Origin of the sequence: Brucella oryzae (genome assembly GCF_041929965.1) — a bacterium.
GTDB lineage: Bacteria > Pseudomonadota > Alphaproteobacteria > Rhizobiales > Rhizobiaceae > Brucella > Brucella oryzae.
Genome location: NZ_JBHEEO010000017.1, coordinates 62,364 through 83,804, shown reverse-complemented (window position 1 = coordinate 83,804; position 21,441 = coordinate 62,364). Strand labels below are relative to the sequence as shown.

Genomic DNA, 21,441 nt, shown 5'->3' with positions numbered 1-21,441 from the left:
CTATTCCGAATAGACGACCAAAAGATCCTTGGCATCGATCTGCTCTCCGGGGCGCACCAGCACTTCTGCTATCGTGCCGTCGCGTTCGGCATGGATAGCCGTTTCCATCTTCATCGCTTCGATGGAAAGCAGAACGTCTCCCTGCGTAACCGTCTGGCCGGTCGCAACAGCAACCGTGGAGACAACGCCCGGCATCGGCGCGCCGACTTGGCGGTCGTTCCCGGCTTCTACCTTGCGACGGACACCGCCGGAAGCGCCTTTGGCGCGGTTCGGCACCTTGATGCGTCGTGGCTGACCGTTCAGCTCGAAGAACACGGTCACCATGCCCTTCTCGTCGGTCTCGCTCATCGCCTGATTGACGATCACCAGCGTCTTGCCGCGTTCCAGATCGACGAAGACTTCTTCTTCCGGCTTCAGGCCATAGAAATAGACCGGTGTTGGCAGAACGCTTGTTGGGCCGTAGGTTTCCTGCGCGGATGCATAATCGGTGAAGACCTTCGGATACATCAGCGCCGACGCGAACTCCTGATCGGAAATCTTGCGATCGACGGTCTCCTCGAAGCCTTCACGCTCGGCGTTCAGATCAGCAGGTTCCAGCAGGGCACCAGGACGCACGGTAAACGGCTCTTCGCCCTTCAGAATCTTTTTCTGAAGCGCCTTCGGCCATCCCGATGGCGGCTGGCCAAGATCGCCGCGCATCATCGACACCACGGAATCCGGGAAAGCAATGTCCTTTGCCGGGTTTTCGACGTCGGCAACCGTCAGATCCTGACTGACCATCATCAGTGCCATGTCGCCCACAACCTTGGAGGATGGCGTGACCTTGACGATATCGCCGAACATGCGGTTCACATCGGCATAGGCCTGCGCCACCTCGTGCCAGCGGGTTTCAAGCCCCAGCGAACGGGCCTGCTCCTTCAGATTGGTGAACTGGCCACCCGGCATTTCATGCAGGTAAACTTCGGAAGCCGGTCCCTTGAGGTCGCTTTCGAAGGCCGCATACTGGTTGCGTACGGCTTCCCAGTAGAAGGAGATGCGGCGGATCGAATCCGGATCGAGGCCCGGATCGCGTTCTGAACCGTGCAGCGCCTCAACGATGGAACCAAGGCAAGGCTGCGATGTGTTGCCGGACAGCGCATCCATCGCCGCATCGACCACATCCACGCCCGCATCGATCGCGGCAAGAACGGTCGCCGCCGAAATGCCCGACGTATCATGCGTATGGAAATGGATCGGCAGATCGGTTTCTTCGCGCAGCGCCTTGAACAGGGCGCGGGCTGCGGCAGGCTTCAAAAGCCCCGCCATATCCTTCACCGCAATGATATGCGCGCCAGCTTTTTCAACTTCCTTCGCCAGATTGACGTAATATTTGAGATCATATTTGGCGCGTTCAGGATTGAGGATATCGCCCGTGTAGCAGATAGCCGCTTCGCAGAGCTTGTTTTCCTCCAGCACCGCGTCCATCGACACGCGCATGTTCTCTACCCAGTTGAGACTGTCGAAAACGCGGAACAGATCAATGCCGCCGCGTGCCGCCTCACGCACGAAATGCTTCACCACATTGTCGGGATAGGATTTGTAGCCAACCCCGTTGGCTCCGCGCAGAAGCATCTGCAACAGGAGATTGGGCGCCCCTTCGCGCACCAGTGCCAGACGCTCCCACGGGTCTTCGGTGAGAAAACGCATGGAGACGTCGAAGGTCGCGCCGCCCCAGCATTCCAGCGAGAACAGGTTCGGCAGTGCCTGCGCATAGGAATTGGCAATGCGGGCAATGTCGTAAGTGCGCATACGCGTCGCCAGTAGCGACTGATGGCCGTCACGCATGGTCGTGTCGGTAATCAGCGCACGCTTTTCGTTGCGCACCCATTCCGCAAATTTCTTCGGCCCAAGCTGATCCAGACGCTGCTTGGTGCCATCGGCGACCGGCTTGGTGCCGAACCACGGCACACGCGGCTTGGCGGCATCCTTAGCCGGCTTTGCACGCCCCTTGGTCTCGGGATGGCCGTTGACCGTCACGTCGGCAATATAGGTCAAAAGCTTGGTGGCGCGATCCTGTCGCTTGACCTGCTCAAATAGCTCCGGCGTCGTGTCGATGAAGCGCGTCGTGTAGTCGTTTGCCTGAAACTTCGGATGATTGATGATCGCTTCGAGGAAGGTAAGATTCGTCGCCACACCGCGGATGCGGAATTCACGTAAGGCGCGATCCATTCGGCGAATGGCTTCCAGAGGCGTTGCGCCTGAGGCGGTCACCTTGACCAGCAACGGATCGTAATAGCGGGTGATGAACGCACCCGAATAGGCCGTACCGCCATCCAGACGGATGCCAAAACCCGATGCCGAGCGATAGGCCTGAATGCGTCCGTAATCAGGAATGAAGTTCTGTTCGGGGTCTTCCGTGGTGATACGGCACTGAAGCGCATGGCCATTGAGGCGAATGTCTTCCTGGCGCGGCACGCCCGATTCCGGTGTGCCGATAGCAAAGCCTTCGAGGATATGGATCTGCGCCTTGACGATATCGATACCGGTCACCTGTTCGGTAACGGTGTGCTCGACCTGAATACGCGGGTTGACCTCGATGAAATAGAACTTGCCGCTATCGGCATCCATGAGAAACTCGACTGTACCCGCGCCGATATAATCTGTGGCATGGGCAATCTTCAGGCCATAGCTTGCCAGCTCCTGACGCTGCACGTCATCGAGATAAGGTGCCGGCGCCCGCTCCACGACTTTCTGGTTTCGCCGTTGGATGGAGCAGTCACGCTCGAAAAGATGGACCGCATTGCCATGGGTGTCGCCCAATATCTGCACTTCGACATGGCGCGCACGTTCAATCAGCTTTTCGAGATAGACCTCATCCTTGCCGAATGCCGCCTTGGCCTCACGCTTGGCTTCCGTGACTTCGCGGGCAAGATCGGCTTCGGCGCGGATGGCGCGCATGCCGCGACCGCCACCGCCCCAGCTCGCCTTCAGCATCAGCGGATAGCCGATTTCTGCCGCAAGCTTCTTCACCTCTTCCATATCATCAGGAAGCGGATCAGTGGCCGGAACTACCGGCACGCCGATTTCGATAGCCAGATTGCGTGCTGCAACCTTGTTGCCAAGGCGGCGCATGGTCTCCGGCTTCGGCCCGATGAAGATAATACCATTTTCTGCACAAGCCTCGGCAAATTCCGGGCTCTCCGACAGAAGGCCGTAGCCGGGGTGGATTGCATCGGTACCCGAAAGCTTGGCGACGCGGATAATCTCGTCAATGGAAAGATAGCTTTCAATCGGGCCAAGATCGTGGTCCAGATGAGGCCCGCGACCGACCTGATAGCTTTCATCGGCCTTGAAGCGATGCAGGGAAAGTTTGTCTTCCTCGGCCCATATAGCCACCGTTTTGAGGCCCAGCTCATTGGCGGCGCGGAATACGCGGATTGCGATTTCAGATCGGTTGGCGACCAGAATTTTCCGGATAGGCTTTGGGGCGAAAGACAAGGCAGATCTCCCTAACTGCTATGACAAAGGCGCCATTGCTTAACCTGCAATAGACACAAGCGCAAACAAACTGTGCAACCGGGAGATAAAAACAAAATGCCCGGCTAAATGCCGGGCAGATTGATGAATTTTGTAGCACTTTATGCTAATATATGAGGCAATTTTACTTCTGGAAGTAATTATACTTGCCGTCTTCACCCTTGCGCCATTCGAACATGACATAGGGCGACAAGCTCGGATCGCCCTTCGCATCGAAGGAGATATCGCCGAGTACCGTCTTGAACGGACCCTTTTCCTTCATCGCGGTGGCGACTTCCTGCGGGTCGTTGTTGCCAGCCACATTGGCGGCATTGACCAGCGACTGCACACCGGCATAGGCGTAGAAGGTGTAGGCTTCCGGCTCAAAGCCCTTGTCACGGAAAGCCTTGATCAGCTCTGCATTGGCCTCGTCGTCACGTGGATCGGGACCGAAAGTGTTCATGACGCCGCCCACAGCATCACCGGCAATCGAGGCCAGTTCGTTCGACACGATGCCGTCACCCGAAATGAACTGCGCCTTGAGGCCCTGGTCGGCCATCTGGCGGATCAGAAGACCGGCTTCCGGGTGCATACCGCCCCAGTAAACGGCGGTGATGCCTGCGGCCTTCATCTTGGAAATCAGCGCCGAGAAATCCTTGTCGCCCTGGTTCACGCCTTCATAAAGCGTTTCCTTCATGCCGTTATCGTTGAGCGACTTCTTGGTTTCGTCGGCAAGGCCCTGACCATAGGGCGTCTTGTCGTGCAGGATGGCAACCTTGCCGTCCTTGTAATTGTCGGCCATGTACTTGCCCGCAACGATGCCCTGCTTGTCATCGCGGCGGCAGGTGCGGAACGTGTTCCACAGTTCCCGCTCGGTAAAGGTCGGGTTTGTGGTGCCGGGCGCGATCATCAGCACGCCGTTTTCAGCATAGATATCCGAAGTCGGGATGCTGACTCCGGAATTGAAGTGCCCGATGACAAACTGAACGCCATCGCCTACGAACTTGTTTGCAACAGAAATGCCCTGCTTCGGGTCGGCAGCGTCGTCGCCATAAACGATGGTGATTTTCTCGCCGTTCATGCCACCATTGGCATTAGCTTCTGCGACTGCCGCTTCGACACCGCGCTTGATCTGCTCACCGAAAGCTGCCTGGCTGCCGGTCAACGGTGCGCCGACGCCGAGTTGGATGTCGGCAAAGGATACGCCGCTCATCGTAACCAGTGCAGAAAGGCAAACGCCGCAGAATAAGGATTTCTTCATTTCAGTTGCTCCCACTAAAACGCATGCCGAAAGCTTGAAACGGTTTTCGGAATACGCGTCAAAATAGTTATTCAGAGCAGCGACCTGACCAGATCAGATAACCGCCATTTTTGCAGGCATGAACAGAGACACCTAAGCCGTCGCATAAACCTGTTATTCGAATGGGAGATTGCGTCAGCCCCAGAAACGCAATCGGGCTTGAAACTGCCCGCATTGAAACTGGTCCTCCCACCAGAACGCGACAGCAGACACAGAGAATCTCCCTATGTCTAACCATCAAACTAGATACAATCACGACTAATGGAAAAGTAAAGTAATGATTTCTTCTATATCTTGCTTTTTTCGCATGACTTTATGCGGAGCGGAAGCGTGAAAACGAAAATGCCCGGTGCAAAGCCGGGCATTTCCATTAGTCGGGAAAGAATATAAACGAAACTTACTGCTGAACGTAAGTATATTTTCCGTCGGCGCCCTTTTCCCACTTGTACATGACGTAGCCCGGCAGCTTGGGATCGCCCTTCTCATCATAGGACAGGTCGCCGAGCACGGTTTTGAACGGCCCTTTTTCCTTCATAGCCTTAGCGACTTCCTGCGGATCGTTACTGCCTGCAGCCTTGGCGGCCTGGGCAAGTGACTGAACGGCAGCATAGGAATAAAGCGTATAGGCTTCCGGCTCGAAACCGGCATCACGGAACTTTTTCACCAGTTCGGCATTGTCCGGGTTGTTGCGTGGATCGGGACCGAAGGTGTTGAGTGTACCTTCCACAGCCGGGCCTGCGATTGAGGCCAGTTCGTTCGACACGATGCCATCGCCCGAGATGAACTGGGCCTTCACGCCCTGATCGGCCATCTGGCGGATGATAAGTCCGGCTTCAGCATGCAGACCACCCCAGTAAACGACTGTCACTCCAGCCTGCTTGAGCTTGGCAATCAGGGCAGAGAAGTCCTTTTCACCAACGTTCACACCTTCGTAGATCGTTTCTTTGGCACCAAGTTCGTTGAGCTTCTTCTTGGTTTCGTCGGCAAGGCCCTGACCATAGGGGGTCTTGTCATGAATAACGGCGATCTTCGCATCCTTGAAATGATCGAAGATGTACTGACCAGCAACAATGCCCTGCTGGTCATCACGACCGCAGGTGCGGAATGTGTTCCAAAGGCCTTGTTCGGTATACTGCGGGTTGGTTGCGCCTGGCGATATTTCGAGAATGCCATTCTCGGCATAGACCTGCGATGCAGGAATCGTAACACCGGAATTGAAGTGTCCGATAACGAACTTGACACCATCGGCGGCGAACTTGTTGGCGACCGAAATTCCCTGCTTGGGATCGGACACGTCATCGCCTACGGTAATGGCAATCTTCTCGCCGTTGATGCCGCCTGCGTCATTGACTTCCTTGATCGCGGCTTCAGCACCTTTCTGGATCTGCGCGCCGTAAACAGCATTTGGCCCCGTCACTGGAACGCCAATACCGACGAGTACGTCAGCCCACGCCGAGCCCCCGAAAGCCATAACCGCTGCAAGAGCAACGCCTGAGAAAAGCGATTTCTTCATTGTTGAAACTCCCATCATTGTATTTACCCCGATACGATTTTTGCATCGTCTTATTTTCTTGCTGATTACTCAGCAATATCTACGCTGAATCTTATTACTTTCAACGTGATCCAGTAAAAAAGCTCCGCCGCATGACGGCGAAGCTTTAAAATCATTTTGCCTTCCAGTTGAGAGGCGAAGCTTTTTCATAAAGCCAGCTATATTGCCGCACCATTTGCTTGGTGCGTGTGTAGCGGAAGCCGACCGTGCCTATGATCATCAGTACAATCACATCAACCAGATAGTAGTGCAGCGAAAGCAGCGTGCCCTCAAACAGCGCATAATGGATAAACCGCACGGCTGCGCCCAAAGGAATGAGATAGAGCAGAAGCTGCGGATAGGTGCGCCACGTCGAAGCGCAGGCACGCCCCGTCATCCAGGCGGCCCAGCCGCCCAGCAGACAGGTGATGAGGAAAAACAGCCAGAACGACGATTCTTCGTAGAGAATACCCTGCATGATTTCCTCCTAGTGCCTTCCGCCTTCGAGATAGGCAGCGCGGACTTCCGGATCGGCCAGCAATTCGCGGCCAGCGCCGCTCATGGTGATCGAGCCGTTGACCATCACATAACCGCGGTCTGCGAGCTTCAACGCACCGAATGCGTTCTGTTCAACCAGAAACACCGTCAGCCCCTGTGTGCGGTTCAATTCCTTGATCGCCTCGAAAATCTGCTTCACGATCAGTGGGGCCAAACCAAGCGACGGTTCATCCAGAAGCAGAAGTTTCGGACGCGCCATCAAAGCACGGGCGATCGCCAGCATCTGCTGTTCGCCGCCTGAAAGCGTACCGCCACGCTGGCTCATGCGTTCCTTCAGGCGCGGGAACAGGTCGAACATCAGCTTTACGTCTTCCTCGAAATATTGCTGATTATCGAGGCTTGCGCCCATCTGGAGATTTTCCAGAACCGTCATCCGCGGAAAAATGCGGCGGCCTTCCGGCGACTGCGCAATGCGCAGCTTGGCAATCTCGTGCGGCGGCATGGATGTAATATCCTTGCCATTGAAGAGAATGCGGCCGGTACGTGCCTTCGGCGAACCGAAGATCGTCATCATAAGCGTCGATTTACCGGCGCCGTTGGCGCCGATCAACGCCACGATCTCGCCCTCGTCGACGGTGAGATCGATGCCCTTGAGGGCGCAAATATTGCCGTAATAGGTCTCGACCTTCTCGACGGCCAGAAGCGGTTGCTTTTTCTGCATGGTTTCAGCCTGCATCATTCGCCTCCCTTCTTGGGCTTCGCGGGAGCCTTGGCGCTTTTCGCGCTGCCTTTTGCAGCTCCACCCTTGGCCTTTGCGGGAGCAGTCTTGTGGCTCGTCGGTACATCACCCGATTCAACGCGTTCGGAGAACTCGGTCGCCTGACCGGCAGCGAGCTGCCTGGCCTGCCCGACCCAGTCTTCGCGCGCGATACGCCCGTCGAATTCCAGATAGGTTTCAGCTTCCACGATATCCGCTTCACTCCAGGCGGCGATCTGATCAAAATGATAGATACCGTGTTCGTGAAGCTTCTTTTCGTTGACCGCGCCGATGCCCTTGATGAGAGTCAGATTATCGGCCTTGCCGCCGCGTGCCGCCGCCAGACCGCCTGCGAGCGAAGCGCTTCCTGACGGTGCTTCGCCCGTCTCTTCGGCAATTTCTTCCTCGATGGCTTCCTCGGCGAGCTGCGCGGCGACCAGATGTGCCGGATCGGCAACGCCTGGCTTGTCGGCCTCTTCGATCAGTTCCGCGATCTCCTCGTCATCGACGCCGAGATAGGCGGCGATAACGCGCGGATCGTTCTTGACCTCTTCCGGCGCACCATCGGAAATCTTGGTGCCATATTCCAGCACGATCACATGATCGGAGATTTCCATGACCACCGACATGTCATGCTCGATCAGCAGGATCGACGTGCCGGTTTCCTCGCGAATGTCGAGCAGAAGCTTGTTGAGCTCTGCCGATTCACGCGGATTGAGGCCGGCAGCCGGTTCGTCGAGGCAGAGGATTTCCGGCTCGGTGCACATGGCACGGGCTATTTCCAGACGGCGTTGATCGCCATAGGGCAAATCACCTGCCGGATCGTCAGCACGGCCGATCAGATTGATCTTTTCCAGCCAGAAGCGCGCCTTCTCGATGGCTTCCCTGGCTGCCGACTTGTAACCCGGCAGACCGAGAAGGCCGAGGATCGTATAGCCCGACGAGCGCATCAGCGTGTTGTGCTGCGCGACCAGCAGGTTTTCCAGAACGGTAAGCCCCGAAAACAGGCGGATGTTCTGGAAAGTACGCGCCACCTTGGCCTGCTTGGTGATCTGGAAATCGGGCAGGCGCTCCAGCAGGAACTTGTCGCCCGTCTTCCTGTTCATCGTCAACATGCCGCCTGTCGGCTTGTAGAAGCCGGTGATGCAGTTGAAAACCGTGGTCTTACCTGCACCGTTGGGGCCGATGATCGCCGTGATATCCCCTCGCTTCACGTTGAAGCTCAGATCGTTGATGGCGACGAGACCGCCAAAGCGCATCGACAGATGCTCGACCTGAAGGATCGTGTCTTTCTTAGTGTTACCCAATTCGGTTTTAGCAGACGCAGTGCCAGACATAGTGCTTATCTCCGCCATCAGCCGTGCCCTTCCTTGGTAAAGGCACCTGACACCATCTTCTTCTCATGCAGGAAGGCACTGGGTTCTCGACTTCCGACGAAACCACGCGGCTTCCAGACCATGACCACCACCATGGCGATACCGAAGATGAGCATACGGTAGAGTTCCGGTGTGAAATCCGGCCCGAAAATTGCTTTCAGGAAGCTCATTTCGCGCAGGATTTCCGTGCCGCCGATCATGACAATCGCAGCAATGGCGATACCGACCAGCGACCCCATGCCGCCAAGTACGACGATGGCGAGAATGACGGCGGATTCGAGGAACACGAAGGATTCAGGGCTGACGAAGCCCTGACGTGCCGCAAAGAAGGAACCGGCAAAACCACCGAACATCGCGCCCGTGGCAAAGGCCGTGAGCTTGGTGGTGGTCGTGTTGATGCCGAGCGAACGGCAGGCGATTTCGTCTTCACGCAACGCTTCCCATGCGCGGCCAACTGGCATACGACGCAGACGGATGGTGACCCAGGCCGTCAGCAGGGCAAGCAGAAGGATGACGTAATAGAGGAAGAACTTGTAGTGTGCCGCTGAGAAGGTGAGACCGAAATGCGCAGCAAAACCGTCCTTGCTGGCATTGAAAGGCAGGCCGAAGAAGGTTGCCTTGGCAATACCGGAAACACCGAATGTGCCGCGGGTGACATCGGTCCAGTTGATGAGAACCAGGCGGATGATTTCACCGAAAGCCAGTGTCACAATGGCAAGATAATCGCCGCGCAGACGCAAGACTGGAAAGCCAAGAATGACGCCCCAAGTCGCGGCGAGAATACCGGCTATAGGCAGCAGCATCCAGAAGGACAGGCCGAAATAGGCCGACAGCAGCGCATAGGAATAAGCACCGACGGCATAGAAGGCCACATAACCCAGATCGAGAAGACCGGCGAGGCCTACCACGATGTTGAGGCCCCAGGCCAGCATCACATAGATGAGAATCTGGACGCCGAAATTGTCGACCCATTTGAGCGACCCCTGCCAGCCGAGAAAGCCGACAATCAGGATCGGGTAAACGAAAAGAAACGCAACGCCAAGACGCGAAAAATTGCGGCGCACGAAAGACGGGCTTTCGACCGAAACGGTCTGCTGCTTGCTCTTGGCAAGCTTGCGCGCTTCCAGCCAGGGTTGAGCGAAAGCGACGAACAGAAAGCGGCCAATGGCAGCAATTACGACGATAACGGCCAACGCACCCCAGCGCTGTTGCAGCACCAGTTCATTATTGATGTTCTGATCGGTCTTGAAACCGATGATGAGGCAGAAGAGGCCCAGAGCCAGAAGACCGGCGAAGAACCCTTCACGAATGGCCCGGCCAAAAAGGGAATCCGGGCGTGAACTCGACTGTGCAGCCATGATTAAACCTTTTCGACTTCAGGTCGGCCAAGAATGCCGGACGGCATGAAGATCAGCACGATGGCGAGGATCGAGAACGCAGCAACGTCCTTGTAGTCGATCGAGAAATACGCCGACCACAATGCCTCGATGAGACCGATGAGCAACCCACCAACCACAGCCCCCGGCAGCGATCCGATGCCGCCCAGAACAGCCGCCGTGAACGCCTTGACGCCAGGGATGAAACCGTCGGCAAAGGAAATCACGCCATAGAAGGAAAGATAGAGCGTACCGGCCACCGCCGCGAGCATCGCCCCCATCACGAAGGTGAGCGAAATGACACGGTCGACATTGATGCCGAGAAGCGCCGCCATCTTGCGATCCTGCTCACAGGCACGCTGCGCGCGACCAAGCGAGGTGCGATTGACGATATACCAGAAGATCGTCAGCAGCACCGCCGTCACCACGATGACCACGATCTGCTTCAGCGAAATCGTCACATTGGTGCCAAAGATATTGTAGGAACCGTTCAACAGCTGAGGCACCGGCTTGTTGCGCGGCCCCTGCGTCACCTGAACGAAATTCGACAAGGCAATCGACATGCCGATAGCCGTGATCAGCGGTGCGAGGCGGAACGAACCACGCAGCGGCCGGTAGGCCACGCGCTCGATCGTCCAGCTCCACAACCCCGTCAGCAACATGGCGACGATCATCATCAGAAGAAGCATCAGCGCAATTGGCAATGCCCCAATAAAGGTTGTGATGATGAGAAAAACAATCAGCGCCATGAAGGCACCGAGCATGAAGACATCGCCATGAGCAAAGTTGATCATGCCGATAATGCCATAGACCATCGTGTAACCGATGGCGATCAGGCCATAGATCGAGCCGAGCGCGAGCCCGTTGATCACCTGCTGGAAGAAATATTCCATCGAGAAGCCACCCATTTTACCGCCCGGGATTTTTTGACGCATCTTTATTTCGTGCGCCTTCATTTTCTCCCGGCTATTTACACCTAACGGCTGTATAGAGGAATGCAACCCCCTTTTGTCTCAGACAAAAGACTAAAGGCATCATTCCTCCACAAACTAGTTATGTCCCCTACTAAACGTCCTGTATATGTTCTTTTCTCCTACCCAGGACGCCTTATTCCACATTTTTTGCATGGCCCGAAAGCCAAAAAATTGGGAGTCGGCGCTAAAAACGCCGACCGTACCCACTTTACGCGACCGTGAACCCATGCGCAAAGGGATCGCGGTCGTCGATGAAGATCGTATTATATCCCGTCATGCGCGCCCAGCCTGCAATTGAAGGGATAATCGCTGGTAATGTGCGGTCCTGGCCTGCCACTTCCGTCGCACGCTCCACGCGGCCATGGAAAAGCGACCCGATGATGGATTCATGCACGAACTCATCGCCGGGCCTTAATTTACCCTTGGCGGCCAATTGTGCCATGCGTGCAGACGTACCGGTTCCGCACGGCGAACGGTCGATTGCCTTGTCGCCGTAGAAAACTGCGTTGCGGGCATGCGCTTCCGGATGTTTCGGCTTCCCGGTCCACAAAATGTGGCTCAAACGATTGATATCGGGCAGCTGCGGATGCTCGAACTTGTACTTCTCATTCAGCCGCTCACGCAGGATCGGGCTCCACGCGATCAACTGCAGCGCGGAATAATCTTCCATGTCCGTGTAATTTTCTTGCGGCTCGACGATAGCATAGAAATTGCCGCCATAAGCCACATCGACCTTGATGCTTCCAAGGTCAGGGCATTCAACTTCGAGTCCTTCGGCATAAAGGAAAGCCGGAACATTAGTCAGACGCACGCGCTCGACATACTGGCCGTTCTGCTCATATTCGATTGCTACCAGACCGGCAGGCGTATCGAGATTGAGCTTGCCCGGCGTCTTTGGCGTCACCAGCCCCTGCTCTATCGCCATCGTAACGGTTCCAATGGTGCCGTGACCGCACATCGGCAGACAGCCGGATGTCTCGATGAACAGCACCGCGACGTCGCAATCGGGGCGCGTTGGCGGATAGAGAATGGAGCCGGACATCATGTCGTGACCGCGCGGTTCGAACATCAGGCCGGTGCGGATCCAGTCATAGTCGCGCAGAAAATGCGCCCGCTTTTCCATCATGGTCGAACCTTCGAGGTTCGGCCCGCCACCGGCCACCAGACGCACGGGATTGCCGCATGTATGTCCGTCGACGCAGAAGAAGGAATGTCTTGCCATGATGGTCAGTTCCGAAAACGTTGTGGCTTGAAAGGTTCAATGTCGATTGCAGGCGCAGAACCGGTGATGAGATCGCGGATGAGCTGTCCGGTCGCAGCCGATTGCGTGAGGCCAAGATGGCCATGGCCGAAGCCGTAGTAAATATTGCCGCCCGCCGAAGCCCGGCCAATGACCGGCACGGAATCCGGCATGGATGGCCGGTAGCCCATCCATTGCCGCCCGCCCTCGGTGCGCAGCCCCGGCAGGAACATGGACGCTTTCTTCAACATGGCTTCGGATCGCGCAAAATTGGGCGGCAGGTCCAGTCCGCCAAATTCCACCGCACCACCGACACGCAGTCCCGTTTCCATGGGCGTCACCACGAAACCGTGGCCCGGGAATGTCAGCTGCCGCTTCACGTCGAAACCGCCGACCGGCAATGTCGTATTGTAGCCGCGCTCCGTGTCGAGCGGCACCACATCGCCAAAACCCTTGGCGAGATCGCGCGACCATGCGCCTGCCATCAACACAAGATGCGCGGCGCTGATTTCAGTCCCGTCCTCGAGACGAACGCTCGCTCCGCCATTGCCCGGCCTTGCATTCGTGACCCGGGCCTGAAGGAAACGTGCGCCCTTGCTTTCGGCATAGGCCCAGATCGCCTTGCCGAACAGCTTGGGATCACTCACATTCTTCCAGCCGGGAACGAAAGTTCCGGCAACAAAACGCGGGCTCAGCCCCGGCTGCAATTCGGCAAGCCGGTTGCCGCGCACGTGCTCATAGGCAATGCCCGCCTGTTCGCGAACGTCCCAACCGGGCTGCGAGGCGGCAAGCTCGGCCTCGCTTTCATAAAGCTCCAGATTGCCGTTCTCGCGCAGACGGTCACGCAAGCCCGCGCGGTCGATCAGCGCCATCATCTCGCTGCCTGCAAGGCGCATGATATCGGCCTGTGCTATCGCGGTTTTCGCCAATGCGTCCGCGCTGCTTGCGCGCCAGAACCGGTAAAGCCACGGCACCATCTTTGGAAAATAAGAAGGACGGATCGTAAACGGACCAAGCGGGTCCATCAGCCAGCCCGGCACCTTGCGCATGACGCCCTTGGAGGCCAGCGGAAGAATATCGGAAAATGCCAGCGCCGCCGCATTGCCCGAACTGGTTTCCTCACAAATACCGCTTCTATCGACGACCAGAACCTGACGCCCAGCCTCGGCAAGCAAGGCTGCCGTTGCAACACCGACAATACCGCCGCCGATAATGAGAATATCCTGCTGACCCTGCGGATCGGATTTCATCTTGCGCGGCTCCCCTCCGGATTTATCTTGCCATCGTCTTGTCAAAAGCCGGACATTTCGATGCTTCGAGCATATACATTCTAGACTGTTTCAATGCCGGTTACCCGGTTCTGTCCATCAATTTTTCGGAATGACTCTGTGCTGAAACTTTGCCATCGCGTGAAAAAGCCACAAAGACAAAGTTAGCGGTCAGCAAACGAAATCACCTCATATTGATATATCAGAGATATATCTATAGGATTAAACTATGTCAATCGTCGTAACTACAGGGCATGGACAGGCATGGAAGACACGAACGTTCGAGACAGGCTGACGCGGAACCCGGCAAACATGCCGCTGGCGACCATGGACAGCTGGGGCAGCGAAAGCCTGGCCGAGCAGACCTATCGTATTCTGGAACGCTCGATCGTCACACTGGAACTGGAGCCGGGAACGGTTGTCAATGAGCGCACGTTGATCGAACTGACCGGCATGGGCCGTACACCGATGCGCGAGGCGATCCAGAGGCTTGCCTGGGAAGGTCTCGTGGAAGTACGTCCGCGTTCGGGCATCGCCATTGCAGCCATCGACCCGAAGGATTTCATCAAGGTGCTGGACGCCCGTGAGGGTGTCGAGCGCGTCCTGGCGCGCGATGCGGCACGTTTCGGCAGTTCGCGCGACTATGAACGCCTTGAAGCAGCCGCTGCAGCCATGCGGCAGGCTATCCCCACCGAAGACGTCTCGCTGTTTCTCGATGCGGACAAGGCATTCGACATTGTTCTGGGTGCGGCAGCAAGCAATCCCTACGCCGCGCGTATTGCAGCCCCCTTGCAAACCCATAGCCGCCGCTTCTGGTTCCGCCTGCGTCCATCGACGGGAATATCCGGCTCGGCCAATGCGCATGCGACGCTGATCGAGGCGATCATTTCGCGCAATCCGGACAAGGCCAGCGATACGGCCAGCGAACTGATGGCTTATCTGCGCACCCTTGCTCCGTGATATCCGCCGTGCGCCGAAAAACTTTCAGCCTGCCCGCACCGATCTCCGCTTTCGCTCACCGGTCCTGATACCCGCGACCGTCGCGGGACCGGTATCGAAAACCAGCCCGTCATCGGTGTTGATGCCATTCAAAGCCCGTACATAGACATGACATATCCCGCCCTCCATATCCTTCGCCTGGACCGAAATTATGGATAGAATAGCGCATAAACCGACAGCCGCTTGAGGTAAATACTGCATCAGTCGCACTCCCGCCAGGATTGCTTCAAGATTGATGACGGCGCCAGTTGACCGCTTGGTTGCGACCGAAAAATGGCATGATATGTCTGATTTCGAGTCACCGTTTCACGAAAATGCGATTGCTAAAACAAAAGCCGAAGCGTGAACTCCGGCTTTATTGCATTGCTGGAAATGATGCCCGCTCAATGGGTCTTGTTCATCGAATCCGACATTTTACGGAGCACATTGAGCGCAATGCTCAACTCTTCATCGCTTACGCCTTCAAGAAGATCCTCCCGAACGTCACCAGCAAGTTTCACAACCTGCTCAGCCAGAATCTTTCCTTCCGCCGTCATCACCACACGCTTGGCGCGGCGATCACCCTGAACTGTCTGCCGTTCAATAAACGACTGGCGCTCCAGACCGTCGAGCAAGCGCACCATGGTCGCATTCTCAATTTCCAGTGCCTCCGCCAGTTCCTTTTGGTAGAGGCCTTCCTGTTCGATCAGGGCAAGCAAGGTGCGTGCCCGAGCCAGTGTCAGGCCACGTTCTTTCACACGTGCGTCGAAGACAGTGCGAAGTTTGCGATTAACCTTTGCCATGGCATCAATCATTTCAGCTCTCAGATCTGCCGTATCCATGCCAACCGCCTTATATATTAGTAAACTAATGATTGTGGATTTGGATAAATCGCCGACGAACTATTTTCAAGCGAACTTCCTGAACTCACGCAAGCGTGATGGGATTTGGAGCATTTCCAGCAAAATGGGCAGCGCCTAGGCGGGGAAATCAGTCCACTGGACCGATTTTAGAGCATGTCCCCCGAAAGCAGGAACAGGCTTTGGAATAAAGACATGCTCAAAAACAAAGGGATAGAGCATCTCCGCTGTTTCAATCAAAACACGAAATGCTCCAGCGCCTGGATGACAGATATGCGAACAAATTCAGCGCTATAAGGGGCTGAAAAAGAAAAAGCGGGCAAAGCCCACTTTTCTCATAAAACAATAGAGCACTGCCGATCAGGCAGGCATGATCGTTCCCTGAAGCGTCATCAGCTGATGCAGGAAGATTTCTGCCTTGGTGCGATGTTCGTTCGACGAAGCGTCGTCCAGAGCCTTACGGGCATGTTCGATGCGGCGCTGAATATCTGCCGGATCGATATCGTCCACATGGGTCGCCGATTCGGCCAGAACGGTGCAGCCCTGCGGGGTGATATCAGCAAAACCGCCGAAGACCACATAAGAGTCGGACTTGCCGTCGGCAAGCTTCACCGAAACGACACCCGGCATGATCGTCGTCATCAGCGGCGAATGACCGGCGAGAGCCGTCAGATAGCCTTCGCTACCCGGAATGACGACTTCCGTCACCTGCGCGGAAAGCAGGAGCCGTTCAGGCGACACGAGTTCGAATTGGAAAGCTTGAGCCATGGTTCTCACTTGAATTCAAAAGCACGATCCCGAAAGCTAAAGCGGTTTTCAGAACATGCTTAAACAAAATGATTGGCTTTCACGGCGGGCCTTTCGGCCCACCGGGAAATTCAATTCATCAAGCAGCTTCTGCTGCCAGCTTCTTGGCCTTCTCGAGAGCTTCCTCGATGCTGCCGACCATATAGAAGGCAGCTTCCGGAAGATGATCGTAATCGCCAGCGCAAAGGCCCTTGAAGCCCTTGATGGTGTCGGCGAGGTCGACCAGCTTGCCCGGTGCACCTGTGAAGACCTCAGCAACGAAGAACGGCTGCGACAGGAAGCGTTCGATCTTACGAGCGCGGGCAACGGTGAGCTTGTCTTCTTCAGACAGTTCGTCCATGCCCAGGATCGCGATGATGTCCTGGAGCGACTTGTAGCGCTGCAGAACCGACTGAACCTGACGGGCAACGGCGTAGTGTTCTTCACCGACGACCTTCGGGTCGAGCATGCGCGACGTGGAGTCGAGCGGGTCAACGGCCGGATAGATACCCTTTTCAGCGATCGAGCGCGACAGAACGGTCGTTGCGTCCAAGTGGGCAAACGACGTTGCCGGCGCCGGGTCGGTCAAGTCGTCGGCAGGCACGTAAATGGCCTGAACCGAGGTGATCGAGCCCTTGGTCGTCGTCGTGATGCGTTCCTGCATGGCGCCCATGTCGGTTGCCAGCGTCGGCTGATAACCCACGGCGGAAGGAATACGGCCGAGAAGAGCCGACACTTCCGAACCTGCCTGCGTGAAGCGGAAGATGTTGTCCACGAAGAATAGAACATCCTGGCCCTGGTCGCGGAAGTTTTCAGCAACCGTCAGACCAGAGAGAGCAACGCGGGCGCGCGCACCCGGAGGCTCGTTCATCTGACCGTAAACGAGGGCAGCCTTGGAGCCTTCGCCGCCGCCGAGCTTGTTCACGCCCGATTCGATCATTTCGTGGTAAAGGTCGTTGCCTTCACGAGTACGCTCACCGACGCCTGCGAACACGGAGTAACCGCCGTGCGCCTTGGCGACGTTGTTGATCAGTTCCATGATGAGAACGGTCTTACCGACGCCCGCACCGCCGAAGAGGCCGATCTTACCGCCTTTGGCGTAAGGAGCCAGAAGGTCGACGACCTTGATGCCCGTCACCAGAATTTCGGCTTCCGTCGACTGCTCGATATATTCCGGAGCGTTCTGGTGGATGGCGCGGGTTGCCGTGGTCTTGATCGGACCGGCTTCGTCAACCGGCTCGCCGATGACGTTCATGATACGGCCGAGCGTTTCGACGCCAACCGGAACCATGATCGGTTCACCGGTGTCGCGCGCTTCCTGACCGCGAACGAGACCTTCGGTCGCGTCCATGGCGATGGTGCGCACGGTGTCTTCGCCGAGGTGCTGGGCGACTTCGAGAACCAGACGATGGCCCTGATTGTCGACTTCAAGCGCGTTCAGGATCAGCGGCAGCTGGCCTTCCGGGAACTTGACGTCGACGACAGCGCCGATGACCTGCGTGACATGGCCGATTGCGCCGGCTGCTGTTGCCTTGGGGGCGGCAGACTTGGCTGCTGCGGTGGTCTTAGGCGCCGCTTTTTTGGCAGGCGCCTTCGCCGCTGGCTTTGCTTCGGCCGCGGCGGTAGTTTTCGGGGTCGCTGCTTTTGCCATCGATCCTTACCTTCCGTTGGCATGATCCCGAAAAGTTGCAGACCTTTCGGAAAATCATGCGGTAAACCAAATTCTATTTCGCCGCATTTATGCGACGCCAGATGTTTCCATCTGGCTGCAAAATGCTCTAGAGCGCTTCCGCACCCGAAATAATTTCGATCAGTTCCTTGGTGATCTGCGCCTGACGCTGGCGGTTATACGTGATCGACAACTTGTTGATCATGTCGCCCGCATTGCGCGTCGCATTATCCATCGCGCTCATCTTCGCGCCCATCTCGCCCGCAACATTTTCCAAAAGAGCACGGAAAATCTGGACCGAGATATTGCGCGGGATCAGCGTCGACAGGATCGCCGCAGGATCAGGTTCGTATTCGTAAATCGCGTCGCCTGAGGTCTCCGCACCCTCGCTGTCACCAGCCGAAGCCGGGATCAGCTGCTGTGCGGTCGGGACCTGGGAGATCACCGACTTGAATTCGGAGTAGAACAGCGTGCAGACGTCGAACGCGCCTTCTTCGAACAGCTTGATGATCTTGTGCCCGATCTGGTCGGCATGCACAAAAGCGAGCTGCTTGACTTCGCGCAGATCGACATGATCGACCAGCAGGCTGGCGAATTCGCGACGCAGAATATCCGCGCCCTTCTTGCCGACCGTGATGATCTTGACCGTCTTGCCTTCGGCGAGGAGCTTGCGGGCATGATCGCGTGCCAGACGCGCGATCTGGCTGTTGAAACCGCCGCAAAGGCCACGTTCAGCGGTGCAGACGACGAGCAGATGCACGTCGTCCTTGCCCGTACCAGCCATCAAGGCCGGCGCATCTTCGCCGGTTACGTTCTGCGCGATGTTTGCGAGAACGGCACCCATGCGCTGCGAATAAGGCCTTGCGGCTTCCGCAGCTTCCTGGGCACGGCGCAGTTTCGCCGCGGCGACCATCTGCATCGCCTTGGTGATCTTCTGCGTCGCCTTGACCGAGGCGATACGGTTTCTCAGATCCTTTAGTGAAGGCATCCGTTCATCCCGTCACAAAATTCAAGCGAAAGACTTGGCGAACGCGTCGATCGCTGCCTTGAGCTTGGCCTTGAGGTCATCGGTAATGGCTTTCTCGTTGCGAATGCCGTCGAGCACGTCCTTGTGCTCAGTGCGCAGCGAAGCGAGAAGGCCTTCTTCGAACTTGCCAACCTGGTTGACAGCAAGCTTGTCGAGATAGCCGTTAACACCGGCGTAAATCACGGCAACCTGCTCTTCCGTCTTCAGCGGCGAGAACTGCGGCTGCTTCAGGAGTTCGGTCAGGCGTGCACCACGGTTCAGAAGGCGCTGCGTTGCAGCGTCAAGATCGGAACCGAACTGGGCGAAAGCAGCCATTTCGCGATACTGGGCAAGCTCGCCCTTGATCGAACCGGCAACCTGCTTCATGGCCTTGATCTGAGCCGAAGAACCAACGCGCGAAACCGACAGACCGACGTTCACAGCCGGACGGATACCCTGATAGAACAGATTGGTTTCGAGGAAGATCTGGCCGTCGGTGATCGAGATCACGTTGGTCGGAATAAAGGCCGAAACGTCGTTGCCCTGCGTTTCGATGACCGGCAGAGCCGTCAGCGAACCAGCGCCGTTTTCGTCGTTGAGCTTTGCAGCGCGCTCGAGAAGACGGGAGTGCAGGTAGAAAACGTCGCCCGGATAAGCTTCGCGGCCCGGAGGACGACGGAGCAGAAGCGACATCTGGCGGTAAGCAACAGCCTGCTTGGACAGATCGTCATAGCCGATGAGGGCGTGCTGGCCATTGTCACGGAAATATTCGCCCATCGCGCAGCCCGCAAACGGTGCGAGATACTGCATCGGGGCCGGATCGGAAGCGGTAGCCGCGATAACGATGGAATATTCCAGGGCGCCGCGTTCTTCGAGAACCTTCACGAACTGCGCAACGGTCGAACGCTTCTGGCCGACGGCGACGTAAACGCAGAACAGCTTGTCCTTGTCCGGACCATTGTCATGGATCGGCTTCTGGTTCAGGAAGGTGTCGAGGATGATGGCGGTCTTGCCGGTCTGGCGGTCACCGATGACCAGCTCGCGCTGGCCGCGGCCAACCGGGATCAGGGCGTCGATGGCCTTGAGACCCGTCGACATCGGTTCATGAACCGACTTGCGCGGGATGATGCCGGGAGCCTTGACGTCGACGCGGCGGCGTTCCTTGGCCTTGATCGGGCCCTTGCCGTCGATCGGATTGCCGAGAGCGTCAACAACGCGGCCGAGCAGTTCCGGACCGACCGGAACGTCGACGATCGCGCCAGTACGCTTGACGATGTCGCCTTCCTTGATGTCGCGGTCGGCACCGAAGATAACGACGCCGACATTGTCGCTTTCAAGGTTCAGCGCCATGCCGCGAATACCGCCAGGGAATTCGACCATTTCACCAGCCTGAACATTGTCCAGACCATAGACGCGGGCGATACCGTCGCCAACGGACAGAACCTGACCGACCTCGGAGACCTCAGCCTCCTTGCCGAAGTTCTTGATTTGCTCTTTCAGGATAGCGGAAATTTCCGCGGCGCGGATGTCCATCAGCCGACCTCTTTCAGTGCAAGCTTGAGAGAAGAAAGTTTAGTGCGAAGGGACGTGTCGATCTGACGCGAACCCATCTTGACGATAAGACCGCCGAGGATCGACGGATCGACGGTGACATTGATCGTCACGTCCTTGCCGGCCACGCCCTTCAGCGTTGCCTTCAATTCGTTCTGCTGCGCAGCACTCAGTTCGTGCGCGGAGATGACATCGGCGGAGATTTCGCCGCGATGTTCGGCAGCAATCTTGCGGAAAGCGGCGATGATGCCCGGCAGCGCGAAGAGGCGGCGGTTGCGCGCAACGACGCGCAGGAAATTTCCGACCAGACCCTTGATGCCCGCCTTGTCGGCAAGGGCGCCGATGGCGTGAAGCTGGTCTTCCGAAGAAAACACCGGACTGGAGATCAGCCGCTTGAGGTCTTCGCTTCCGCTCAGAAGCGCCTCGAAACGGTCAAGATCTTTTTCCACAGCTGCAACGGATTTCGCGTCGAGCGCGAGCTCGAAAAGAGATCCGGCGTAACGCTGTGCGACACCTGAAATGAGCGAAGACGTTTCAGCCACGAACAACCTGCTCTCTACGTTGAAACCATCCTTTTGGGACCCAATCTTGTTCAGGACACCAAGCTGATGATTTTATTGAATGTTTTCGGAAAACCACTGACGCGCGAGCACGTCAACACCGAAATGTGATTGCCGTCTAGCATAGACGAACAGGACTCGCAACACGCGAATCCGGCACTTTTGTGTAAGATTTGCCGCCTTTCGCGGTCAAAAAAGTCGCATCCGCCACAACGA

At 56.8% G+C, this 21,441-nt stretch carries 18 protein-coding genes; 1 reads left to right on the top strand and 17 read right to left on the bottom strand.

Features of this window, described 5'->3' with window-relative positions:
• The 10 genes from pyc to JNC70_RS16645 all read right to left on the bottom strand — a co-directional run bounded on the left by pyc (position 1) and on the right by JNC70_RS16645 (position 13,797).
• Entirely contained in the window at positions 1-3,477 is a 3,477-nt protein-coding gene (gene pyc, locus JNC70_RS16690; protein ID WP_104756555.1) for a pyruvate carboxylase, read from the bottom strand.
• 163 nt (positions 3,478-3,640) lie between these two features.
• On the bottom strand, positions 3,641-4,756 hold the full coding sequence (locus tag JNC70_RS16685; RefSeq protein WP_104756554.1) for a branched-chain amino acid ABC transporter substrate-binding protein: 1,116 nt from the start codon (positions 4,754-4,756) through the stop codon (positions 3,641-3,643).
• Between the two features lie 436 nt (positions 4,757-5,192).
• Entirely contained in the window at positions 5,193-6,308 is a 1,116-nt protein-coding gene (locus JNC70_RS16680; RefSeq protein WP_104756553.1) for a branched-chain amino acid ABC transporter substrate-binding protein, read from the bottom strand.
• A 151-nt stretch (positions 6,309-6,459) separates the two neighbouring features.
• On the bottom strand, positions 6,460-6,804 hold the full coding sequence (locus JNC70_RS16675) for a DUF6867 family protein (protein ID WP_104756552.1): 345 nt from the start codon (positions 6,802-6,804) through the stop codon (positions 6,460-6,462).
• Positions 6,805-6,813: 9 nt separating this feature from the next.
• Complete coding sequence (locus JNC70_RS16670; protein WP_104756551.1) at positions 6,814-7,560, bottom strand: ABC transporter ATP-binding protein; 747 nt, start codon at positions 7,558-7,560, stop codon at positions 6,814-6,816.
• Complete coding sequence (locus tag JNC70_RS16665; protein WP_374788728.1) at positions 7,560-8,936, bottom strand: ATP-binding cassette domain-containing protein; 1,377 nt, start codon at positions 8,934-8,936, stop codon at positions 7,560-7,562. Before JNC70_RS16665 ends, JNC70_RS16670 begins: the two co-directional genes overlap by 1 nt.
• Complete coding sequence (gene livM / locus JNC70_RS16660) at positions 8,936-10,315, bottom strand: high-affinity branched-chain amino acid ABC transporter permease LivM (protein WP_104756549.1); 1,380 nt, start codon at positions 10,313-10,315, stop codon at positions 8,936-8,938. The genes JNC70_RS16665 and livM overlap by 1 nt, the downstream gene beginning before the upstream one ends.
• 2 nt (positions 10,316-10,317) lie before the next feature.
• Positions 10,318-11,226 (bottom strand): branched-chain amino acid ABC transporter permease, encoded by a 909-nt coding sequence (locus JNC70_RS16655; RefSeq protein WP_104756568.1) that lies wholly within the window; start codon positions 11,224-11,226, stop codon positions 10,318-10,320.
• A 289-nt stretch (positions 11,227-11,515) separates the two neighbouring features.
• The gene (locus JNC70_RS16650; protein ID WP_104756548.1) at positions 11,516-12,529 is read right to left on the bottom strand and encodes a 4-hydroxyproline epimerase; all 1,014 of its coding nucleotides are present in this window, start codon (positions 12,527-12,529) and stop codon (positions 11,516-11,518) included.
• 5 nt (positions 12,530-12,534) lie between these two features.
• Positions 12,535-13,797, bottom strand: coding sequence for an NAD(P)/FAD-dependent oxidoreductase (locus tag JNC70_RS16645; protein WP_104756547.1), 1,263 nt, complete (start codon positions 13,795-13,797; stop codon positions 12,535-12,537).
• A gap of 282 nt (positions 13,798-14,079) precedes the next feature.
• Between JNC70_RS16645 and JNC70_RS16640 the strand changes: the two genes are divergently transcribed.
• Positions 14,080-14,775: a GntR family transcriptional regulator gene (locus JNC70_RS16640; RefSeq protein WP_104756546.1), complete on the top strand. Its 696-nt coding sequence runs from the start codon at positions 14,080-14,082 to the stop codon at positions 14,773-14,775.
• A gap of 24 nt (positions 14,776-14,799) precedes the next feature.
• Here the strand turns inward: JNC70_RS16640 and JNC70_RS16635 are convergent, their stop codons facing one another.
• From JNC70_RS16635 to JNC70_RS16605, 7 genes are all read right to left on the bottom strand, one after another.
• Positions 14,800-15,015 (bottom strand): hypothetical protein, encoded by a 216-nt coding sequence (locus tag JNC70_RS16635; protein ID WP_104756545.1) that lies wholly within the window; start codon positions 15,013-15,015, stop codon positions 14,800-14,802.
• Positions 15,016-15,197: 182 nt separating this feature from the next.
• Positions 15,198-15,635, bottom strand: a complete 438-nt coding sequence (locus JNC70_RS16630; RefSeq protein ID WP_104756544.1) for a MarR family winged helix-turn-helix transcriptional regulator — start codon at positions 15,633-15,635, stop codon at positions 15,198-15,200.
• A gap of 378 nt (positions 15,636-16,013) precedes the next feature.
• On the bottom strand, positions 16,014-16,421 hold the full coding sequence (locus JNC70_RS16625; RefSeq protein ID WP_010661464.1) for a F0F1 ATP synthase subunit epsilon: 408 nt from the start codon (positions 16,419-16,421) through the stop codon (positions 16,014-16,016).
• A 118-nt stretch (positions 16,422-16,539) separates the two neighbouring features.
• Positions 16,540-18,090, bottom strand: a complete 1,551-nt coding sequence (gene atpD / locus JNC70_RS16620) for a F0F1 ATP synthase subunit beta (RefSeq protein ID WP_104756543.1) — start codon at positions 18,088-18,090, stop codon at positions 16,540-16,542.
• Between the two features lie 127 nt (positions 18,091-18,217).
• The gene (locus JNC70_RS16615; protein ID WP_104756542.1) at positions 18,218-19,096 is read right to left on the bottom strand and encodes a F0F1 ATP synthase subunit gamma; all 879 of its coding nucleotides are present in this window, start codon (positions 19,094-19,096) and stop codon (positions 18,218-18,220) included.
• 21 nt (positions 19,097-19,117) lie between these two features.
• A complete protein-coding gene (gene atpA / locus JNC70_RS16610) occupies positions 19,118-20,647 on the bottom strand; it encodes a F0F1 ATP synthase subunit alpha (RefSeq protein WP_104756541.1) in 1,530 nt (509 codons plus the stop codon).
• The gene (locus JNC70_RS16605) at positions 20,647-21,207 is read right to left on the bottom strand and encodes a F0F1 ATP synthase subunit delta (protein ID WP_104756567.1); all 561 of its coding nucleotides are present in this window, start codon (positions 21,205-21,207) and stop codon (positions 20,647-20,649) included. The genes atpA and JNC70_RS16605 overlap by 1 nt, the downstream gene beginning before the upstream one ends.
• Between the last annotated feature and the right edge of the window lie 234 nt (positions 21,208-21,441).